Annotated in this window: 18 protein-coding genes and 2 pseudogenes; 12 read left to right on the forward strand and 8 right to left on the reverse strand. The window is 74.6% G+C overall.

The window, feature by feature from the left end; all coding sequences use genetic code 11:
* The first annotated feature begins 55 nt into the window (after positions 1-55).
* Genes AB0J53_RS21230 through AB0J53_RS21245 form a run of 4 tightly spaced genes read left to right on the forward strand, consistent with a single transcriptional unit; the run spans position 56 to position 4,555 of the window.
* The gene (locus AB0J53_RS21230; RefSeq protein WP_364174704.1) at positions 56-1,081 is read left to right on the forward strand and encodes a sigma-70 family RNA polymerase sigma factor; all 1,026 of its coding nucleotides are present in this window, start codon (positions 56-58) and stop codon (positions 1,079-1,081) included.
* 52 nt (positions 1,082-1,133) lie between these two features.
* Positions 1,134-2,531, forward strand: coding sequence for a DHA2 family efflux MFS transporter permease subunit (locus AB0J53_RS21235; protein ID WP_364174707.1), 1,398 nt, complete (start codon positions 1,134-1,136; stop codon positions 2,529-2,531).
* 17 nt (positions 2,532-2,548) lie between these two features.
* Positions 2,549-3,316, forward strand: coding sequence for an isocitrate lyase/phosphoenolpyruvate mutase family protein (locus tag AB0J53_RS21240; protein WP_364174710.1), 768 nt, complete (start codon positions 2,549-2,551; stop codon positions 3,314-3,316).
* Positions 3,317-3,370: 54 nt separating this feature from the next.
* On the forward strand, positions 3,371-4,555 hold the full coding sequence (locus tag AB0J53_RS21245; RefSeq protein WP_364174712.1) for an MFS transporter: 1,185 nt from the start codon (positions 3,371-3,373) through the stop codon (positions 4,553-4,555).
* On the opposite strand, the gene AB0J53_RS21250 is transcribed toward AB0J53_RS21245, so the two are convergent.
* The 3 genes and pseudogenes from AB0J53_RS21250 to AB0J53_RS21260 form a co-directional block, all read right to left on the reverse strand.
* The gene (locus tag AB0J53_RS21250) at positions 4,521-4,967 is read right to left on the reverse strand and encodes a DUF6463 family protein (protein ID WP_364174715.1); all 447 of its coding nucleotides are present in this window, start codon (positions 4,965-4,967) and stop codon (positions 4,521-4,523) included. The genes AB0J53_RS21245 and AB0J53_RS21250 overlap by 35 nt on opposite strands.
* Before the next feature lie 80 nt (positions 4,968-5,047).
* A pseudogene (locus tag AB0J53_RS21255) lies at positions 5,048-5,140 on the reverse strand (VOC family protein); the annotation flags it as partial.
* Positions 5,141-5,238: 98 nt separating this feature from the next.
* On the reverse strand, positions 5,239-5,634 hold the full coding sequence (locus AB0J53_RS21260) for a hypothetical protein (protein WP_364174718.1): 396 nt from the start codon (positions 5,632-5,634) through the stop codon (positions 5,239-5,241).
* 82 nt (positions 5,635-5,716) lie between these two features.
* Between AB0J53_RS21260 and AB0J53_RS21265 the strand changes: the two genes are divergently transcribed.
* Entirely contained in the window at positions 5,717-6,145 is a 429-nt protein-coding gene (locus AB0J53_RS21265) for a MerR family transcriptional regulator (RefSeq protein ID WP_246646204.1), read from the forward strand.
* Positions 6,146-6,152: 7 nt separating this feature from the next.
* Here the strand turns inward: AB0J53_RS21265 and AB0J53_RS21270 are convergent, their stop codons facing one another.
* Positions 6,153-7,073, reverse strand: coding sequence for a VOC family protein (locus AB0J53_RS21270; protein ID WP_364174721.1), 921 nt, complete (start codon positions 7,071-7,073; stop codon positions 6,153-6,155).
* Positions 7,074-7,150: 77 nt separating this feature from the next.
* Here AB0J53_RS21270 and AB0J53_RS21275 point away from each other — a divergent pair, with 77 nt between their 5' ends.
* Positions 7,151-7,729 carry a TetR family transcriptional regulator gene (locus tag AB0J53_RS21275; RefSeq protein ID WP_364174724.1) on the forward strand — a complete coding sequence of 193 codons (579 nt, stop codon included), beginning with the start codon at positions 7,151-7,153 and terminating at the stop codon, positions 7,727-7,729.
* A 28-nt stretch (positions 7,730-7,757) separates the two neighbouring features.
* Here the strand turns inward: AB0J53_RS21275 and AB0J53_RS21280 are convergent, their stop codons facing one another.
* Positions 7,758-8,279, reverse strand: coding sequence for a GNAT family N-acetyltransferase (locus AB0J53_RS21280; protein ID WP_364174727.1), 522 nt, complete (start codon positions 8,277-8,279; stop codon positions 7,758-7,760).
* 117 nt (positions 8,280-8,396) lie between these two features.
* On the opposite strand from AB0J53_RS21280, the gene AB0J53_RS21285 reads away from it, so the two are divergent.
* Entirely contained in the window at positions 8,397-9,236 is an 840-nt protein-coding gene (locus AB0J53_RS21285; protein ID WP_364174729.1) for an alpha/beta fold hydrolase, read from the forward strand.
* A gap of 9 nt (positions 9,237-9,245) precedes the next feature.
* Here the strand turns inward: AB0J53_RS21285 and AB0J53_RS21290 are convergent, their stop codons facing one another.
* Both AB0J53_RS21290 and AB0J53_RS21295 read right to left on the reverse strand, forming a co-directional pair.
* Positions 9,246-9,956: a DJ-1/PfpI family protein gene (locus AB0J53_RS21290; protein WP_219510612.1), complete on the reverse strand. Its 711-nt coding sequence runs from the start codon at positions 9,954-9,956 to the stop codon at positions 9,246-9,248.
* Between the two features lie 69 nt (positions 9,957-10,025).
* Entirely contained in the window at positions 10,026-10,982 is a 957-nt protein-coding gene (locus AB0J53_RS21295) for a helix-turn-helix domain-containing protein (protein ID WP_364174732.1), read from the reverse strand.
* A gap of 98 nt (positions 10,983-11,080) precedes the next feature.
* Between AB0J53_RS21295 and AB0J53_RS21300 the strand changes: the two genes are divergently transcribed.
* The 3 genes from AB0J53_RS21300 (at position 11,081) to AB0J53_RS21310 (ending at position 14,348) form a co-directional block, all read left to right on the forward strand.
* A complete protein-coding gene (locus AB0J53_RS21300) occupies positions 11,081-12,292 on the forward strand; it encodes an MFS transporter (RefSeq protein ID WP_364174735.1) in 1,212 nt (403 codons plus the stop codon).
* Between the two features lie 45 nt (positions 12,293-12,337).
* Positions 12,338-12,625 (forward strand): antibiotic biosynthesis monooxygenase, encoded by a 288-nt coding sequence (locus tag AB0J53_RS21305; protein WP_364174738.1) that lies wholly within the window; start codon positions 12,338-12,340, stop codon positions 12,623-12,625.
* Between the two features lie 157 nt (positions 12,626-12,782).
* A complete protein-coding gene (locus AB0J53_RS21310; protein WP_364174741.1) occupies positions 12,783-14,348 on the forward strand; it encodes a phosphodiester glycosidase family protein in 1,566 nt (521 codons plus the stop codon).
* Positions 14,349-14,560: 212 nt separating this feature from the next.
* Here AB0J53_RS21310 and AB0J53_RS21315 read toward each other — a convergent pair.
* Positions 14,561-14,968 (reverse strand): annotated as a pseudogene (locus tag AB0J53_RS21315) (acyl-CoA thioester hydrolase/BAAT C-terminal domain-containing protein); the annotation flags it as partial.
* Positions 14,969-15,135: 167 nt separating this feature from the next.
* Here AB0J53_RS21315 and AB0J53_RS21320 point away from each other — a divergent pair.
* Together AB0J53_RS21320 and AB0J53_RS21325 are read left to right on the forward strand one after the other, a co-directional pair.
* Entirely contained in the window at positions 15,136-16,218 is a 1,083-nt protein-coding gene (locus AB0J53_RS21320; RefSeq protein WP_364174744.1) for a sensor histidine kinase, read from the forward strand.
* Entirely contained in the window at positions 16,215-16,808 is a 594-nt protein-coding gene (locus AB0J53_RS21325) for a response regulator transcription factor (RefSeq protein ID WP_364174747.1), read from the forward strand. Before AB0J53_RS21320 ends, AB0J53_RS21325 begins: the two co-directional genes overlap by 4 nt.
* Positions 16,809-16,847 lie beyond the last annotated feature (39 nt).

Raw genomic sequence — 16,847 nt, forward strand, 5'->3', positions numbered from 1 at the left:
TTCGTCAGGCGTCACCGGGCAGTTCGGCGGGCGCCACCGGAGAGAAGGAGCCACCATGCGAGGGAGTCCGTCGGCGGCCGAGCTGCTGGCGCTGGCGCGCGGCGGCGACGGCGAGGCGTTCCGCGAGCTCGTCGAGCCGTACCGGCGCGAGCTCCAGGTGCACTGCTACCGCATCCTGGGCTCGGTGCAGGACGCCGAGGACCTGGTCCAGGAGACGCTGCTGGCGGCCTGGCGCGGGATGGACGGCTACGAGCAGCGCGCCTCGGTGCGCACCTGGCTCTACCGCATCGCGACCAACCGCTGCCTCAACGCCCTGCGGGCCGGATCGCGGCGTCCGCAGGACCGGCCGGCCTACCGTGTGGAGGTCACGTTGCCCGAGCCGTCGCACCGCCGGGACGAGCCGAGCTGGCTGGAGCCCTACCCGGACGCGCTGCTCGACGAGCTCGCCGACCGGATGCCCGGCCCGGAGGCCCGCTACGAGCTGCGCGAGTCGGTGTCGCTGGCGTTCCTCGCGGCGCTGCAACGGCTGCCGCCCAGGCAGCGGGCCGTGCTCGTGCTGCGCGACGTGCTGGGCTTCCGGGCCGGCGAGGTGGCGGGCATGATCGGCGCCACCGAGAACGCCGTCGCGATGGCGCTCAAGCGCGCCAGGGCGACCCTCGCGGGCGAGCTGCCCGGGCGGGAGAGCGCCCCGCTGCCCGGCTCGGCGCGCGAGCGGCGGCTGGTCGACGCGTTCGCGCGGGCGTTCCAGGCAGGTGACGTGGACGCCGTCGTGGCGCTGCTGACCGACGACGCGTGGCTGACCATGCCGCCGCTGCCGCTGGAGTATCAGGGCCCGGAGGTCATCCGTCATTTCCTGGCCACCGTCGCGATGTGCGGGGGCCGCGAGTACGTGCTGATCCCGACGCGGGCCAACGGGCAGCCGGCGTTCGGCTGCTACCAGCGCGACCCGCGCACGCCGATCCTGCACGCGCACGGCGTGCTCGTGCTGACGCTGACCGGCGACCGGATCGCCGTGGTGACGCGCTTCCTGGACAACGCGCTGCTGGCGTCCTTCGGGCTGCCCCGGTCGCTGCGCGACTGACGGCCACACTTTTACCGACATAGGGGGATACGTGCGTGTCGACGGAGGGCGGATGACGCCCGGACAGGCATGGGTGCTGGGCCTGGCCTCGCTGGCGTCGTTCATGATGGCCCTGGACAGCCTGGTCGTGACCACCGCGCTGGGCACGATCCGGCAGGACCTGGCGGCCTCGATCGAGTCGCTCGAATGGACGGTCAACGCCTACAGCCTGACGTTCGCCGTCCTGCTGCTGACGGGGGCGGCGCTGGGGGACCGGTTCGGGCGGCGGCGGGTGTTCGTCACCGGGCTGGCCGTGTTCACGGCGGCGTCGGCGGCGTGCGCGCTGTCGCCGGACATCGGCACGCTGATCGCGGCGCGGGCGCTCCAGGGGGCGGGCGGCGCGATGGTGCTGCCGCTGTCGCTCACGCTGATCAGCGTGGCGTTCCCGCCGGAGCGGCGGGGCAGGGCGATGGGGCTGTACCTCGGCCTCACCGGCCTGGCCACGTTCAGCGGGCCGTTCGTCGGCGGGGTCGTCGCCGAAGGGCTCGCCTGGCAGTGGATCTTCTGGCTGAACCTGCCGATCGGGCTGGCCGCGATCGCGCTCACCGTCCGCCGCGTCGAGGAGAGCGCGGGCCCGCGCAACCGGCTCGACCTGGGCGGCGTCGTGCTGGTGACGCTCGGCGCGCTCGGCGTCGTGTGGGGGCTGGTGCGCGGGAACGCGGCGGGCTGGGGGAGCGCCGAGGTGCTGGGCACGCTGCTGCTCGGCGTCGCGCTGCTGATCGCCTTCGTGGCCCGGGAACGGCGTGCGGAGGCGCCGATGCTGCCCATGCGGTTCTTCCGGCTGCGCGCGTTCGCCACCGCCGCCACGGCCAACTTCCTGGTCTTCGCCTCGCTCTACGGCACGATGTTCTTCCTCGCCCAGTACTTCCAGATCGTGCACGGCGACGGGCCGCTCGGCGCGGGGCTGCGGCTCATGCCGTGGACGGCGACGCTCATGGTGTGCGCGCCGATCGCCGGGCGGCTGGCCGACAGGGTGGGCGAGCGGACGTTCGTGGCCGGCGGGCTGTTGCTGCAGAGCGTGAGCATGGGCTGGATCGCCCTCGCCGCCGGGCCCGGCGCCGGCTATCTCGAACTGCTGCCCGCGCTGATCACCAGCGGGGCCGGGCTGACCATGGCCATGCCCGCCGCGCAGAAGGCGGCGGTCGGCGCGGTGCTGCCGCACGAGATCGGCCAGGCGTCCGGCGCGTTCATGACATTGCGGATCTTCGGCGGGGTGTTCGGCGTCGCCGTCTCGGTCGCGGTCTTCGCCGCGACCGGCGGCTACGCCTCGCCCGGGGTGTTCGGCGCCGGGTTCGCGGCGGCGATGGGCGCGGTCACCGCGCTCGCCCTCGCCGGGCTGCTCACCGCCCTCGGCATGCCGCGCGGGCGAACCGCCCCGACCTCCGTGCCCAGGCCGGAGACCGTTCGATGACGACCCCGGAGGAACCCGTGAACCGTGACGCATCCACACTCCGCGCGCTGCACGTGCCCGGCGCGCCGCTGGTGCTGCCCAACGCCTGGGACGCGGCCTCGGCCCGGCTGGCGGTGACGGCCGGGTTCCCGGCCGTGGCCACCAGCAGCGCCGCCACCGCCGCGGTGCTCGGCTACGACGACGGCGAGGCGGCCCCCGTCGGCGAGGTGCTGGCCGCCGCCGCGCGGATCGTCCGGGCGGTGGACGTGCCGGTGACCGTCGACTTCGAGCGCGGCTACGGGCTCGCCCCCGCCGAGCTGGCCGAGCGGTTCGCCGCCACCGGCGCGGCCGGGCTGAACCTGGAGGACTCCGACCCCGCCACCGGCGAGCTCGTCGACGCCGCCGAGCAGGCCCGCTTCCTGGCCGCGGTCCGCGAGGCGGCGGCGTCGATCGGCGCGGACCTGGTCGTCAACGCGCGCATCGACGTGTTCCTGCGCCGGTCCGGGCCGCCGGAGGCGCAGCTCGCCGCCGCGCTCGACCGGGCCGCCCGCTATCTGGAGGCCGGGGCCGACTGCGTCTACCCGATCGGCGCCGGCGACCCCGAGGTGATCCGGGCGCTGACGAAGGGCATTCCCGGGCCGGTGAACGTCGCCTACGGGGGCGGCGCGCTTTCACCGGCGGAGCTGGCCGGGCTCGGCGTCGCGCGGGTGACGTTCGGCCCGGCCCTGCAACGGCACCTGTACGACACGTACGGGAGCGCGCTGTTCGCGGCGGTCGCGTCGGGCGGGAACCCGTTCGCCCGCTGACCCGGGGGCCCCGACGGCGGGCGCGGGGCGGTGATCCGGCAGGATCGGCAGCCGATGAACCTCTTCCGCAACCGCAACTTCAACATCTTCCTGGCGGTCCAGGCGCTGTCGGTGGCCGGCGACTCGTTCTCGACGGTGGCCATCCCGCTGCTGGTCCTGCACGCGACCGGCTCCGTCGTGCAGATGGGCCTGCTGACCGGGTTGTCCGGCGCGGCCTCGCTGGTGACGGGGGTGTTCGCCGGCCACCTGGTCGACCGGCTGGACCGCCGCCGCCTGCTGATCGGCTGCGACCTGGCCCGCGCCGCCCTCTACGCCGCCATCCCGCTCGTGTGGATGGCCGGCCCGCAGATCTGGCTCCTGTACGTGATCGTCCCGCTCGGGGCGGCGCTGGGCATGGTCTTCCAGGTCGCCTACGTGGCCGTGGTGCCCAGCCTGGTCGAACCCGATCAGATCACCCAGGCCAACGGCCGCCTGTACGCCGTCTACGCGGTGGGCGGCATCGGCGGCCCGGCCCTGGTCGGGGTGATCTCCCAGGCGTTCGGGCCGGTGGTCGCGATCGGCGTGGACGCCGTGACGTTCGTGGTGTCCGCGCTCGGCCTCATGCTGATCCGGCTGCGCCCGGCGGCGGCGCCGGCGGACCGGGGCGGCCTGCTCGAAGGCGCCAGGTTCCTGTGGCGGCACCCGGTGATGCGCTCGCTGACGATCCTGCTGACGTTCTTCATCTTCCTGACGGCGGGCGTGGACGACGTGCTCATCTACCACCTCAAGCACGACCTCGGGCAGAACGACGACGCCGTCGGCCTGGTCCTGGCCTGCGCGGCCGTCGGCGCCATCGTGGGCGCGCCGCTCATCGGCCGCATCCGCAAGGCGATCGGGTTCGGCAACACCTGGGTGAGCGCCACCACGCTGTCCGGGCTGGCGATGGGCGGCGTCGGGCTGGCCACGGGCGTGCCCGCGGTGGCGGTGCTGATGGCGCTGTTCGTGCTCGGCACGGCCGTGGCCGGGATCTGCTCGCAGTCGTTCCGCCAGGAGGTGACGCCCAGCCACCTGCTGGGCCGGGTCACCGCCGCCTTCTGGACGGTCCACTACGTGCTGGGCCCGGCCGGCGCCGCGCTCCTCACACTCGGCGCGGCGGAGTACGGCGTCGCGGCCGTGACCGTGGTCGCCGGCGCGGGCTGCGTGCTGGTGTCGCTGTCGGGCCTGCTCACGCCGATGCGCCGCCCGCTCCCGCCCTCCTGAGCCCGGGGCGGGCGGCCCGCCTGGCGATCACGTCGGCCGCTATCAGCAGCCCGGCGGGGACGACCGCCGTCAGGAAGCCGCTCGGCCCGAGCAGCGCGACGGCGAACGCCCCCCAGGCCAGGACGGCCCAGCCGACGTACGCGGGTACGGTGTGCCCCTGCCGCCCCGCCCGCGCCACCAGGAGCCCCAGCAGCACGAGCACCACGACGAAGCCGCCGGGCAACGCCCAGAACGTGACCAGGGACTCGCTCCCGGCGGAACGGTCGCGCAGCTCCCCGGCGAACCAGCTCGACCAGGGGGCGAGCGGGGCGAACATCAGAGTGTGCGCGGCGGCGATCAGGATCATCGCCCGGCCGGCCCAGACGGTGAGCCGGGCGGGCGCGGACGGGCGGGACGCGGATGTGACGCTCATGGCAGCCATCGTGTCCGCGCCGCCCCCGCCCCGCCTCCCCCCGTGAGAGGAGGCGGCTCCCCCGTGGAGGTGAGGGTGACCTCCAGCGCCGCCATCCGCTCCACACCCACCAGCCCGGGAGCGGCGCGGACGTCCAGATGGACGCGGTTCTTGAGGTGGACAGCGCTTTCGGGTCGTGGGCGTAGAAGTTGACCTGGAAGTGGCGGCTCATCGTGGCGCTCCGTTCGTCTCGCTCACCGCCCGCTGTGCCACCCCGGGTTCGGGGCGCGGGTCACTCGGTCATCACCCGCCACAGGGCGGCCCGGTCGAGGGTGTCGACCTGCCAGGTGCGGGAGTCCAGCGTGCCCCGGTGGCGGTAGTCGCGCATGATCCGCACGTGCTCCGGGACCCGGACGAACGCCCGGAGATCCTCCTCGCTGCGCCACACCGACAGGGAGCCGACCCGGCGGCTGGGCACGTCGGCCCAGAGCCACATGCCGACCGCGCCCGTCAGGCCCGGCCACAGGCGGCTCAGCGACCGGGCGCGGCGGGCGATGCCGGGCAGGTCGAGCAGCCGCTGCGCCCGGTAGTCGGTCAGGGCCGCCACCAGCGGGCCTGGGCTGCCGCTCGCCGGGCCGGTGATCCAGCGGGACCTGAAGTGCGGCGCCCGCCTGTCGTCGTTCGTCATGCGGCCCAAACTATATTAACGACCGATCGGTTGCATAGTTGGCCACTTGACTCGGGGCATGGGTCTGCAAGTTAATGTGAACATGAAGTCGAGCGAGTGGATGCAGATCGGGGAGCTGGCCGAGCGGTTCGACCTCGCTCCCCACGTCCTGCGGCACTGGGAGGCGATGGGGCTGATCGCGCCCGCCGCCCGGGTCAACGGGCGGCGCCGCTACACCCAGGACCACCTGATCCACGTGATGACGATCATCCGGGCGAAGGCGGCGGGCATGAGCCTGGAGCAGATCCGGGAGATCCTCGGCGTCACCGGCCAGGCGGAACGCCACGCCCTCCTCCAGCGGCACCACGCCGAGCTCGAACGGCGGCTCCAGGAGATCTCGGCGTCCAAGGCGCTGATCGAGCACCTGATGCGGTGCACGGCCGACGACTTCACCCAGTGCCCGACTTATCGGCGGATAGCGGAGAGCGCGGTGGTGCTTCCGGACCCGCACCACGACGGCTGCGTGGTCTGAGGGCGCGTCAGCCGGCCTCCTGCCGGAAGACGATCGTCGTGCCCAGGACGGGCACGGCCGCCTGCCGGCCGGTCCGGGTGAACGCGACGCCGTTGCCGCCCAGGTGCCGCACGGTGGCGTCGAGGTCGCGTACGGACACCGTGAAGCCGGCGAACCCCGGCAGGGCGGGCGGCGCCCCGCCGGACTCAGGCGCCGACGTGACGGTGACGCCCGCGCGGTCCGGCGCGGTGGCCTGTGCGGTGTCCGGCGCGGTGGCCTGTGCGGTGGGGCCGAAGTAGGTGGCGTAGCGGCGGCGGACCTCGGCCAGGTCCGGGGCGGCGACGTGCAGGAGGCACCCGGTCAGGGCGGTCGCGCCGTTGGCGTGCTCGGGGTGCCGCTCGTCGTCGACCGGCGCGTTCTGGGCGAAGCCGACCCGGCCTTCCGGCACGCGGCCCGCGGGCAGGCCGGGGTGGGAGAGCTCCAGGTAGCGGGCGGGCTCCATCCGGGTCCCCGTGGCGGTCTCGACGGGCCGCTGGACGGCGTGCACGCCGCCGTGGCCGACCCCGGCCGCCGTCAGCCGCGCGGCGACGGCGTCGATGTCCGACGTGTCGGCGATCACGATGTGCAGGCCCTGGAAGCGCTGGAGGAAGGCGGCGATGTTCGCGGCCGTCGCGCGGACGGCGGCCGTCAGGCCCGGCAGCTTGTCGTCGGGCACCCGCAGCGGGATCGGTCGCGCCCCGGCGGGCACGCGACCGGCGGACACCAGCTCGACGAAGCCGCCCGGGAAGTACACGTGCGTGTTGACCACGCCGACCGGCTCGGCCATGCCCGGCAGTTCGGGGTAGGCGGGCTCGGCCACCGTGAAGCCCAGCCGCCGGTAGCGCTCCATCGCCTCGCCCATGTCACGCACGATGTGCCCCACGTGGTGCAGACCGTTGACGTCGCCCATGTCGGGCCTCCAGATCTCGATAGTACGCTCTTATTTAAGAGGAGGCTATCATTTGGGGGCGCGGTAAAGTCGGACGCATGACTGACGGCGGGCTCCGCGAGCGCAAGAAGGCCAAGACCAGGGAGGCGATCCTGCGCGAGGCGTTCCGGCTGTTCCGCGAGCGCGGCTACGCCGCCACCACCGTCGAGCAGATCGCCGACGCCGCCGAGATCTCGCCCGCGACCTTCTTCCGCTACTTCCCGACGAAGGAGCACCTGGTCACGCTCGACCGGTTCCCGCCGCTCGTCGAGGCCCTGGCCGCGCAGCCGCCCGGCCCGCCGCTCACCGTGCTGCGCGGCGCGTTCCGCGAGGCGTTCGCCGAGCTGACCGCCGAGGAGATCGCCGCCGGGCACGCGCGCGAGGTGTTCGCCGCCACCGTGCCCGAGCTGCTGGTGGCCAACCTGCGCAGGAGCCCCGGCCTGGTCGGCGAGGTCCGCGACCTGGTGGCCGCCAAGGCCGGCTGCGACGCCGGCGACCCGCGCGTCCGCGACGCCGTCGGCGCGGTGTTCGGCGTCGTGGCGCTGATCTGGCTGGAGTGGGCCCACGACGCCGGCATGGACGCCCCCGCCGAGGTCGACCGCGCCCTGGCCCGCCTGGAGTCCGGGGTTAGCGCATAGACGCACGCCCCGCTCGGCGGCGTCGTGCTCAGGTGCGCAGCGCGAGCGCGTAGCGGACCTCGGTGAGGGGGAAGCCCTGCAGGTCGTCGGGCTTGACCGTCCCGTCGCCGCGCCAGCCGAGCGACTCGTAGAAGCGCCTGGCGCGCGCGTTGGTGTCGAGCACCCAGAGGGTGGCCAGCCCGTAGCCGGCCCCGGTCAGCGCGTCCACGGCCGTGCCCAGGAGCGCGCCGCCGATCCCGCGTCCCCACGCCTCGGGCGCCAGGTAGAGGGTGGTGATCTCGGCCACGGACGCCGGGTCCTGATCCGGGTCGCGGGCCGGCCCGAAGCCGGTGAAGCCGGTGACGCCGCCGTCGTCCTCGGCCACCAGGATGCCGCTCCTCGGCCAGGCGGTCTCGGCCAGCAGGCGCCGCCACATCGGGAGGCGGGCGGCGGGGTCCAGGCCGTCGAGGTGGTCCTGCGGCATCAGGCCCCGGTAGGCCGCCTGCCAGGAGCGTACGTGGATGCCGGCGATCGCCTCGGCGTCGGCGGGGGTGGCCTGGCGGACGGTCATGTGATCGTCATAGCATCCCCGCCCGGTGTGAGCCAGGACACGCCTGGCCTCAGTCACAGGCGCAGGCGCGCGGTCGTCTCCCCTAGCGGCACACATTCCTGACGCCGAGGAGCATCGATGCGCACTCCGCTGCTGTTCGTTCACGGTTTCTGGCACGGCACCTGGTGCTGGAGCGAGGTCCTGGCCCGCGTGGCCGAGACGGGCCGCCCGGCTCTGGCGGTCGACCTGCCGGGGCACGGGCTGCGCGCCCGGCGGCCCCGGTCGGTCACCGGCCGCCCGTTCGACCCCGCGCACCTGGCGACGGAGCCGTCGCCGGTGGCGGGGGTGACTCTGGACGAGGCGGGCGAGCACCTGGTCGCGCGGCTCAAGCGGCTGGGGCGCGGCGGCCCGGTGACGGTCGTGGCGCACAGCATGGGCGGCACGGTGCTCACCAGGGCCGCCGAGCAGGCCCCCGAGCTGGTGGCGCACGCGGTGTACCTGGCCGCGTTCATGCCCGCCTCCGGGGTGCCCGCGTTCGACTACGCCCTGATGCCGGAGAACGAGGGCGAGCTCATCGGGCCGTCGGTGCGGGCCGACCCGGCGGCGGTCGGGGCGCTGCGGCTGGACGTGGCCTCCTCCGACGACGCCTACCGGCAGCAGCTCCGCGAGACGTTCTACGGCGACATCGACCCGGAGGCCGCCGACGCGGCGATCGCGCTGATGACGCCCGACGCCCCGGCCGGGATCGCGCTCGGCACCACGACGCTGACCCGGCAGGGCTGGGGTTCGGTGCCGCGCACGTACGTCGGCTGCGCGCGCGACATGACGATCAGGCCGCCGTTGCAGCACAAGTTCGTGGCGGAGGCGGACGCCGCGTTCCCGGACAACCCGACCGCCACGGTGTGGCTCGACGCCTCGCACTCGCCGTTCCTGTCGCAGCCGGGCCGGGTCGCCGAGATCGTCGGCGGGATCGGCTGAGCCGGGGGCTCAGCCGCCGTCGCCCAGGCGCGCGATCAGCCGGTCGGCGAGCGGGGTCTCGCCGAGCGCGTCGCGCACCCACTTGCGGGTGACGAAGGAGTAGGCCGCGCGGGGTGCCTGGTCCCAGTCCAGCGTGCCCTGCGGCGGCTCCGGGTCGTACTCGATGGCGAACTGCACGGCTCGCGCCGTCTCCGGGCCGGCCAGCTCGCCGGCCAGGTGCAGCGCCATGTCGATGCCGGCCGAGACGCCGGCGGCCGTGAGCACGGGCCCGTCGGCCACCCACCGTTCGCGGGTCGGCACGGCGCCGAACTCCGCCAGCGCGTCCACCATCGACCAGTGCGAGGTGGCCCGCCGCCCGTCGAGCAGCCCGGCCGCGCCGAGGATGAACGAGCCGGTGCACACCGAGACCACCGGCCGGGCGGTCGCGGCGGCTGCGCGCACGTAGGCGAGCAGGGTCTCGTCGGCGGTGGCGCGCATCGTCGCCTCCTCGCCGCCGGGCAGCACGAGCACGTCCGGCGCGGGCACCTGCTCGAACGTGTGCCCGGCGCGTACCTGGAGCGGGGTGTCGGTCTCGACGGTGTCCAGCCGTTCGGCGACCACGACCACCCGGAACTCCGGGCGGATCGCCGCGAGCGTGGAGAGCACCTGGAGCGGGCCCACCAGGTCGAGGATGGTGCAGCCGGGGTAGAGCACGAACGCGATCGTCTTCTCGGTAGCCATACCCGCATCCTGACCCCCGGCGCGCCGCCCGTCGCCGTCCCTGGCCGGATTTCCGCGATACGCGTCCCGTCAGCGCCCGGCGGCCTGCCGCCCGCGCGCGGGGCTGGTCCCGTACCGGTCGCGGAAGGCCTCGCGCAGCGTCTCGGTCGAGCCGAACCCGCAGCGCCGGGCGATCGTGTCCAGCGGCAGGTCGCTGGAGGCCAGCAACTGCGCGACCGCCTCGGTACGCGCCGCGCGCACGTACCGGCCGGGCGTAGTGCCGAGCTGCCCGGTGAACAGCCTGCGCAGATGCCGCACGCTGATCCCGGCGCGGGCGGCGAGCGCCGCCGCCGACAGGTCGGCGTCCAGGTTCCCGGTGATGTACGCGACCAGGTCCCGCACCACCCGGTTGCCGGGCGGCGAGGTGGACAGGAACATGCTGATCTGCGCCTGGTCGCCGGGCCGGTGCAGGTACGTGACCAGCGTCTGGGCGACCTGCCTGGCCAGCGTCGGGCCGTGGTCGTCGGCGATGAGGCTGAGGCTGAGGTCGAGCCCGCTGGTCACCCCGGCCGAGGTGTGCAGCCGGCCGTCGGAGATGTACAGCGGCACCGGGTCGAAGGTGACGGCCGGGAAGCGCGCGGCGATCTCGGCGGCGTGCCGCCAGTGGGTGGCCACCCGCCTGCCGTCGAGGAGCCCGGCGGCGGCGAGCACCGAGACGCCGGTGCAGATCGACACGACGCGCCTGCTGCCGCGCGCGATCCTGCGGACCTCGTCCACCAGGCGCGGGTCCTCGCGGGCGGCCACGTGCCCGTGCCCGCCGGCGACGATCAGCGTGTCGACCGGGCCGGTGACCCGCTCCAGCTCCCGCTGCGCGACCAGCGTGATCCCGCACGAGCTGCGGATGGTGGCCGCCGCGACGGTGGCGAGCTCGACCGTGTACGGGGGCCGCGCGCCCGCCCGGTTGGCCGAGGCGAACGCGTCGCCGGGCGAGGCCACGTCGAGCAGTTCGACGTCGGGATAGCCGACGATGACGACACGGCGGTTCACGCTTCTCCTCTGCCCGGCGTCCCTTTACCGGACCTAACGCCCAGGATTGAGGACATATGCCGCCATCGCCGGGCGGTGGTGCGCCCAGAATGTGCCGCATGTCAGGGGCAGAGACACCACGGGCCGGATACCCGCTGCTGGCGGCGCTCTACACCACGCAGTTTCTCGGCACCGCCTTCTTCGGCACCGCCCTCGCCTCGATCCTGCGCGAGCGCGGCGCCGGCCTGGAGGCGCTGGGGCTGCTGCAGGCCGTGTGGATGCTGACCGCGCTGCGGATGCTGTGGGCGCCGCTGGTGGACCGGTTCGGCTCGGCCCGCCGGGGGCACTACCGGTCCTGGCTGCTGGTGCTCCAGCCGGCGCTGGCCTTGACCCTGCTGACGCTGGTCGCCCTCGACCCGGTCGACGATCTCGGCCTCGTCCTGTTCGCCGCCGCTGCCGCCGGAGTGCTCTCGGCCACCCAGGACATCGCCGTCGACGCGCTGGTGGTCCGGCTGCTGCGCCCCGGGCAGCGCGGGATCGCGAACGGCATCCAGGTCGCCGGCGGCTACGTCGGCAGCCTCGTCGGCGGCGGCGTCTCCCTGCTCGTCTACGCCGAGTTCGGCTGGGCCTGCGCGCTGCTCACGCTGGCGGCGCTGACCGTGCTGCCGGCCGTGCAGATCCTGCGGCTGGCCGAGGGTCCGCCGCCCGCCGCGGGCCCCGGCCTGCGGGAACGGTACGCGGCGCTGCTCGGCGTCTTTGCCGACCGCCGCAGGGCGCGGTGGACGCTGCTCGTGCAGCCGTGCTTCCTGGCCGGGATCTTCGCCGCGTACGCCCTGGTCAGCCCCATGCTGGTGGACGCGGGCTGGTCGCTGTCGTCGATCGGCCTGGTCACCAGCCTGCTCGGTGACACGGTGGCGATCGCGGGCGCGCTGCTGGCCGGGGGCCTGGTCGCGCGGTTCGGCACGCGCGCCTGCCTGGCCGGGTCGGGGGCGGCCCTGCTGGTGAGCGTGGTGGCGCTGCTGCCCGCGGCTCACGGGGCGGGCTGGCCGGTGCTGACCGGGGGCGCGATCCTGCTGTTCAAGGTGGCCTACGCGGCGGCGGCCACGGTGGTCTCGGCCGAGACGATGCGGCTGTCCCGCCCGGCGACGGCGGGCGCGGACTACAGCGCCATGTCGAGCGCGGGGTCCGTGGTGGCGTTCGGCGTGGGGGCGGTGACGCTGACGGTGGCCGCCGCCGTGGGCTACCCGGTCACGCTGGCTGGGGCCGCGGTGCTCGTCGGCGCGGGCATGATCGCCTGCATAGTCACTAATCTTGACTATCAGAAACAGTGACTATATGGTCCTCTTCGTACCGGTCGAATCCAGGAGGACACCCCCATGAGCATCACCGTCGAACTCACCCGTTTCAAGGTGTCGCCCGACCGGGAGGAGGAGATGCTGGCCGCGCGCCCCGCGATGCTGGCCGACTTCCGCGCCGACCGGGACGGCTTCCTCGGCGCCCGCCTGATCCGCCTGCCCGGCGGCGAATGGCTGGACGTCGTCGACTGGCGCTCCCCCGAGGACTATGCCGCCTCCCGCGCCAAGGGCGCCAACCTGCCGGGCATCGCGGCGTTCTTCGCCACCATCGCCGAGCTGGTCAGCGCCGAGGAGGGCACGGTGGCGTAGCCGCGCTATCTGATCGCGGCGTAGCCGCGTGGTCCGATCGCGGGCTGGCCGCGTTGTTCACCTGGGCGCTGCGCCGCGAGCGCCCGGCGTTCGGTCCCGGGTCACGGGCGGGCCGTTGACTGCCCGGGCACCATCTTGTTCCGGACCGAGGACGTACATGCACCGCAACACTCTCTCCGCCGTGGCCGCCGCCGCGATCATGCTGACCGCGAGCGCGCCCGCCCTGGCGGACACCCCGCCCGACCCCTTCTTCGGCGGACGGCTCCCGCTGAGCGCGCAGCCGGTGACCACCACCGTGGCGCCCGGCGTGACGCTCACGTCGATGTCGCTCGGGGCCAAGGACGAGAACGACTTCTGGACCGTGCACGTCTACCTGCCGCACACCGCCGACGGGCCGCTCGACAAGGCGGCCACCGCCCTGGGCTCGCGCGAGATCGCCGACCGGGTCGCCGCCGCCGTGCGCGGCAAGGGGTACGAGCCGCGCGTCGAGGAGGTCGTCACGCCCGCGTACGCCGACCGCCCCGCGGGCACGCTCGGCTGGACCGTCCGCGTCGGCCGCCACGCCACGAGCGCGGAGGCGGCGGCGGAGCTCGCCCGGCTCCGCGCGGCCGGGTTCGCCGGCGGCACCCGCTACACCGCGCAGGACGGCGCCGACCCCGGCGCGCCGCAGAAGGTGCACGTGCTCCGCGTCGACTTCCGCGCCTTCGGCGGCACGGTCGGCACCGACTTCGGCCCGGCGCTGAACGGCACCGAGAAGCTGACCGACCTCGCCGCCGCCGCGGGCGCGGTGGCCGGGATCAACGCGCAGTGGTTCTACAACAGCGCGCCCGGCGGCATGTACGTCAAGGACGGCAAGCTCATCGGCTCCGCCACCCAGGGCCGGGGCGGCATCAAGATCACCCGGGGCGGCCGCTCGGTCGACGTGGACGCCTACACGGCCCGCGTCACCCTGCGCGCCGGACGTACGAGCGCCGAGATCGACGGCGTCAACCGAGTGCCGGGCGAGATCTGGAACTGCGGCGGCGTGGGCGGCGACCAGCCGACCGAGAAGCCGCAGCACGACCTGAAGTGCACCGACGACAGCGAACTGGTCCTGTTCACGCCCGAATGGGGCGCCCCGCCCACCGGCGCCGGCGCCGAGGCCGTCCTCGACGCGCGCGGCACCGTCACCGCCGTCAACGCCTCCCGCGGCGCCGCCGTCCCCGCCGGCGGATCCACCGTCCAGGCCATCGGCGACAGCGCCGCCTGGCTGCTCGCCCACGTCAAGCCGGGCGAGCGGCTGCGCGTGAACGAGCGGGTCGAGGACAGCCGGGGCCGCCGGATCCCGCTCACCCGCGACACCACGATCCTCCAGGTCGGGCCCACGCTCGTCCGCGACGGCCGCGTCTCCGTGAACGCCGCCGCCGACGGCCTCGTCCGCGAGGGCGCCGACCAGACCTTCACCTACAACTGGACGGTACGCGCCAACCCCCGATCCATGATCGGCATGGACGACCGGGGCCGGCTCATGCTCGTGGTCGTCGACGGACGCCAGGAGGGCTACAGCGAAGGACTCGGCATCGCCCAGACGGCCGAGCTGATGAAGCTCCTCGGCGCCCGCGAGGCGATGAACCTCGACGGCGGCGGCTCCAGCGTCATGGTCACCCCCGGCGGCATCGTCAACCGGCCCTCCGACGCAGCCGGCCAGCGCTCCCTCGGCAACGTCCTACTGGTCCGCCCGTAACCGACCGGCCGACACCCCGAGCAGGGTGAGGAGGTGCGGCCAGGCGCGGGCGCCCAGGGCGGCGTCCGCCTCGGGGGTTCCGCCGTAGGCGTAGGCGGGTGAGGCGGGGGCGGGGGGCTCGCCGGGGAACCTGGCCGGTGCCCCGCCTCCGGGTGGGTGATCACCAGAGCCGGTCGCCGGGCGGCCAGCTCGCGGGTGAAGCGGAGGGACGGCCACATCCGGTCGTCGCCGCCCGCCACGTTCGCCCACGCGACCGAGGTCGGGGAGACGGCGATCACGGCGTCGAGCCGGGGTTCGACGACGGACAGCAGCAGCGCAGCCTCCGCCCCCTTGGAGACGCCCAGGACGCCGATCCGCCGCGTCCCCGCCTCCGCGAGCAGGTCGACGGCGGCCGTGAAGGTCTCCAGCGGTATCTCGCAGATGCCGGGCGGCTGCCCCGGCCCGCCGAACCATCGGACGGACAGCGCCCTGAGGCCGTGCGCGGCGAGCAGTCGGCACCGCTCGGTCTCCACGCGCCCGCTGGACCCGGCCAGCACCAGGACCCCGGCGGTCGCGCCCGGCGCGGGTTCGGCCAGGAAGCCGGTCCAGGGGGCGGTGAGCTCGCGCTCGACGATCTCCACGGCACCACGTTCTCACGCCTGTCGCTCTGGTGTGGATCTTGGGGAAGCGGTTGCCTCAGCCGGGCCCCCCGTGGCTGAGTCAGCCCCGAGGGCGAGTCAGGTCGGCCGTCGCTTGTGTGACATTCGTCAGGGGTGGGCGGGAGGCCGGGGTGGATAGTGTGAAACGCATGAAGGGCCGGCTCTGGACCTCCGTCTACCTCGTCGTCCTGGTGTGGCCGCTGCCCGGGTTCCTGGCGGCCTCCCCGCCGGGGCTCACGATCGGGCTGGTGGCCGCCGGGCTGGCGGGGTTCGTGGCGCTCTACCTGCGGGTCGTGTGGACCGCACTGGACCGGCCGCACCGCAACGCCACCCCGTACGCGCTGATCCTCCTCTACGTGGTCGCCGCGGCGATGACCGTGGTGCTGGGCGAGATGTGGGTGTTCGCGGCGTCGTACTTCCTCATCACCGCGGTCGCCGCGGCGCTGCCCGCGCGGGCGCTGCCGGTGGCGGCCGGGGCCACGGTCGCGGCCGTCACGCTCGCCCTGCCGCTGCTGGGCAAGTCGCTGGCCGAATACTGGTGGCTGCCGCTGCAGGCCGTGGTGTTCACCGCCGCCATCCGCGCCTTCCTGCAGCTTAACGCCGCCAACCGGGCGCTGAGCAAGGCCGGGGCCGAGGTCGAGCGGCTGGCCGTGGACAACGAGCGGCTGCGCTTCGCCCGTGACATGCACGACCTCCTCGGCCACAGCCTGGCCGTGATGACGGTGAAGAGCCAGCTCGCGGCCAGGATCGCCACCGCCGACCCGGACCGGGCCAGGGCCGAGATGGAGCAGGTCGAGGAGCTGTCCCGGCAGGCGCTGTCGGAGGTGCGCGAGGCGATCGCGGGCTACCGGGAGCTGTCGCTGCCCGGCGAGCTGGACGGCGCGCGCCGGGCGCTCGACACCGCGGGCGTGCGGCTGGAGGTGGCCGCCGACCCGCTGCCCGCCGACGCCGAGCCGGTGCTCGCCTGGGTCGTCCGGGAGGCCACCACGAACGTCGTCCGCCACAGCGGCGCCCGCCGCTGCCGCATCCGCCTCGGCGTGACCGGCGGCGAGGCGTACGCGGAGGTCCGCGACGACGGCCGCGGCCCCGCCGATCACACGGGCACGCACGGCAACGGCCTGCGCGGTCTCGCCGAGCGCGTCCACGTCGCGGGCGGCACCCTGTACGGCGGCGCCGCCGAGGGCGGCGGCTTCCTGGTGAGCGCCCGCGTCCCCGTGGCGGAGCGGGCGTGATCCGCGTCCTGCTGGCCGACGACCAGCATCTCGTACGCGAGGCGCTGGCGGCGCTGCTCGGCCTGGAGCCCGACATCGAGGTCGCCGGGCAGGTGGGCCGGGGCGACGAGGTGGCCGGGGCGGTCGCCCGGCTCGATCCGGACGTCGTGCTGCTCGACATCGAGATGCCCGGCTGCGACGGCCTCATCGCGGCGGCCGGGCTCACCGGCGTGCGCGTGATCATCCTGACGACGTTCGGCCGCCCCGGCTACCTGCGCCGGGCGATGGACGCCGGGGTCGACGGCTACGTGGTCAAGGACGCCAGGGCCGGGGAGCTGGCCGACGCGGTGCGGCGGGTGCACGCGGGGGAGCGGGTGTTCGACCGCAAGCTCTCCGCCGCCAGCCTCTCCGCCGGCGCGAACCCGCTCACCGGCCGCGAACGCGACGTGCTGCGCGCCGCGACCGAGGGCGGCACCGTCGCCGACATCGCCCGCCGCCTCCACCTGTCCGACGGCACCGTCCGCAACTACCTGTCGTCGGCCATCGGCAAGCTCGGCGCCCGCAACCGAGCCGAGGCGGCGCGCGCCGCGGAGTCCAAGGGCTGGCTCTGACGAACGTCACTACCGGCCGCACCACGCCTCTCGCGAGGC

Origin of the sequence: Nonomuraea sp. NPDC049725 (assembly GCF_040674795.1) — a bacterium.
GTDB lineage: Bacteria > Actinomycetota > Actinomycetes > Streptosporangiales > Streptosporangiaceae > Nonomuraea > Nonomuraea ceibae.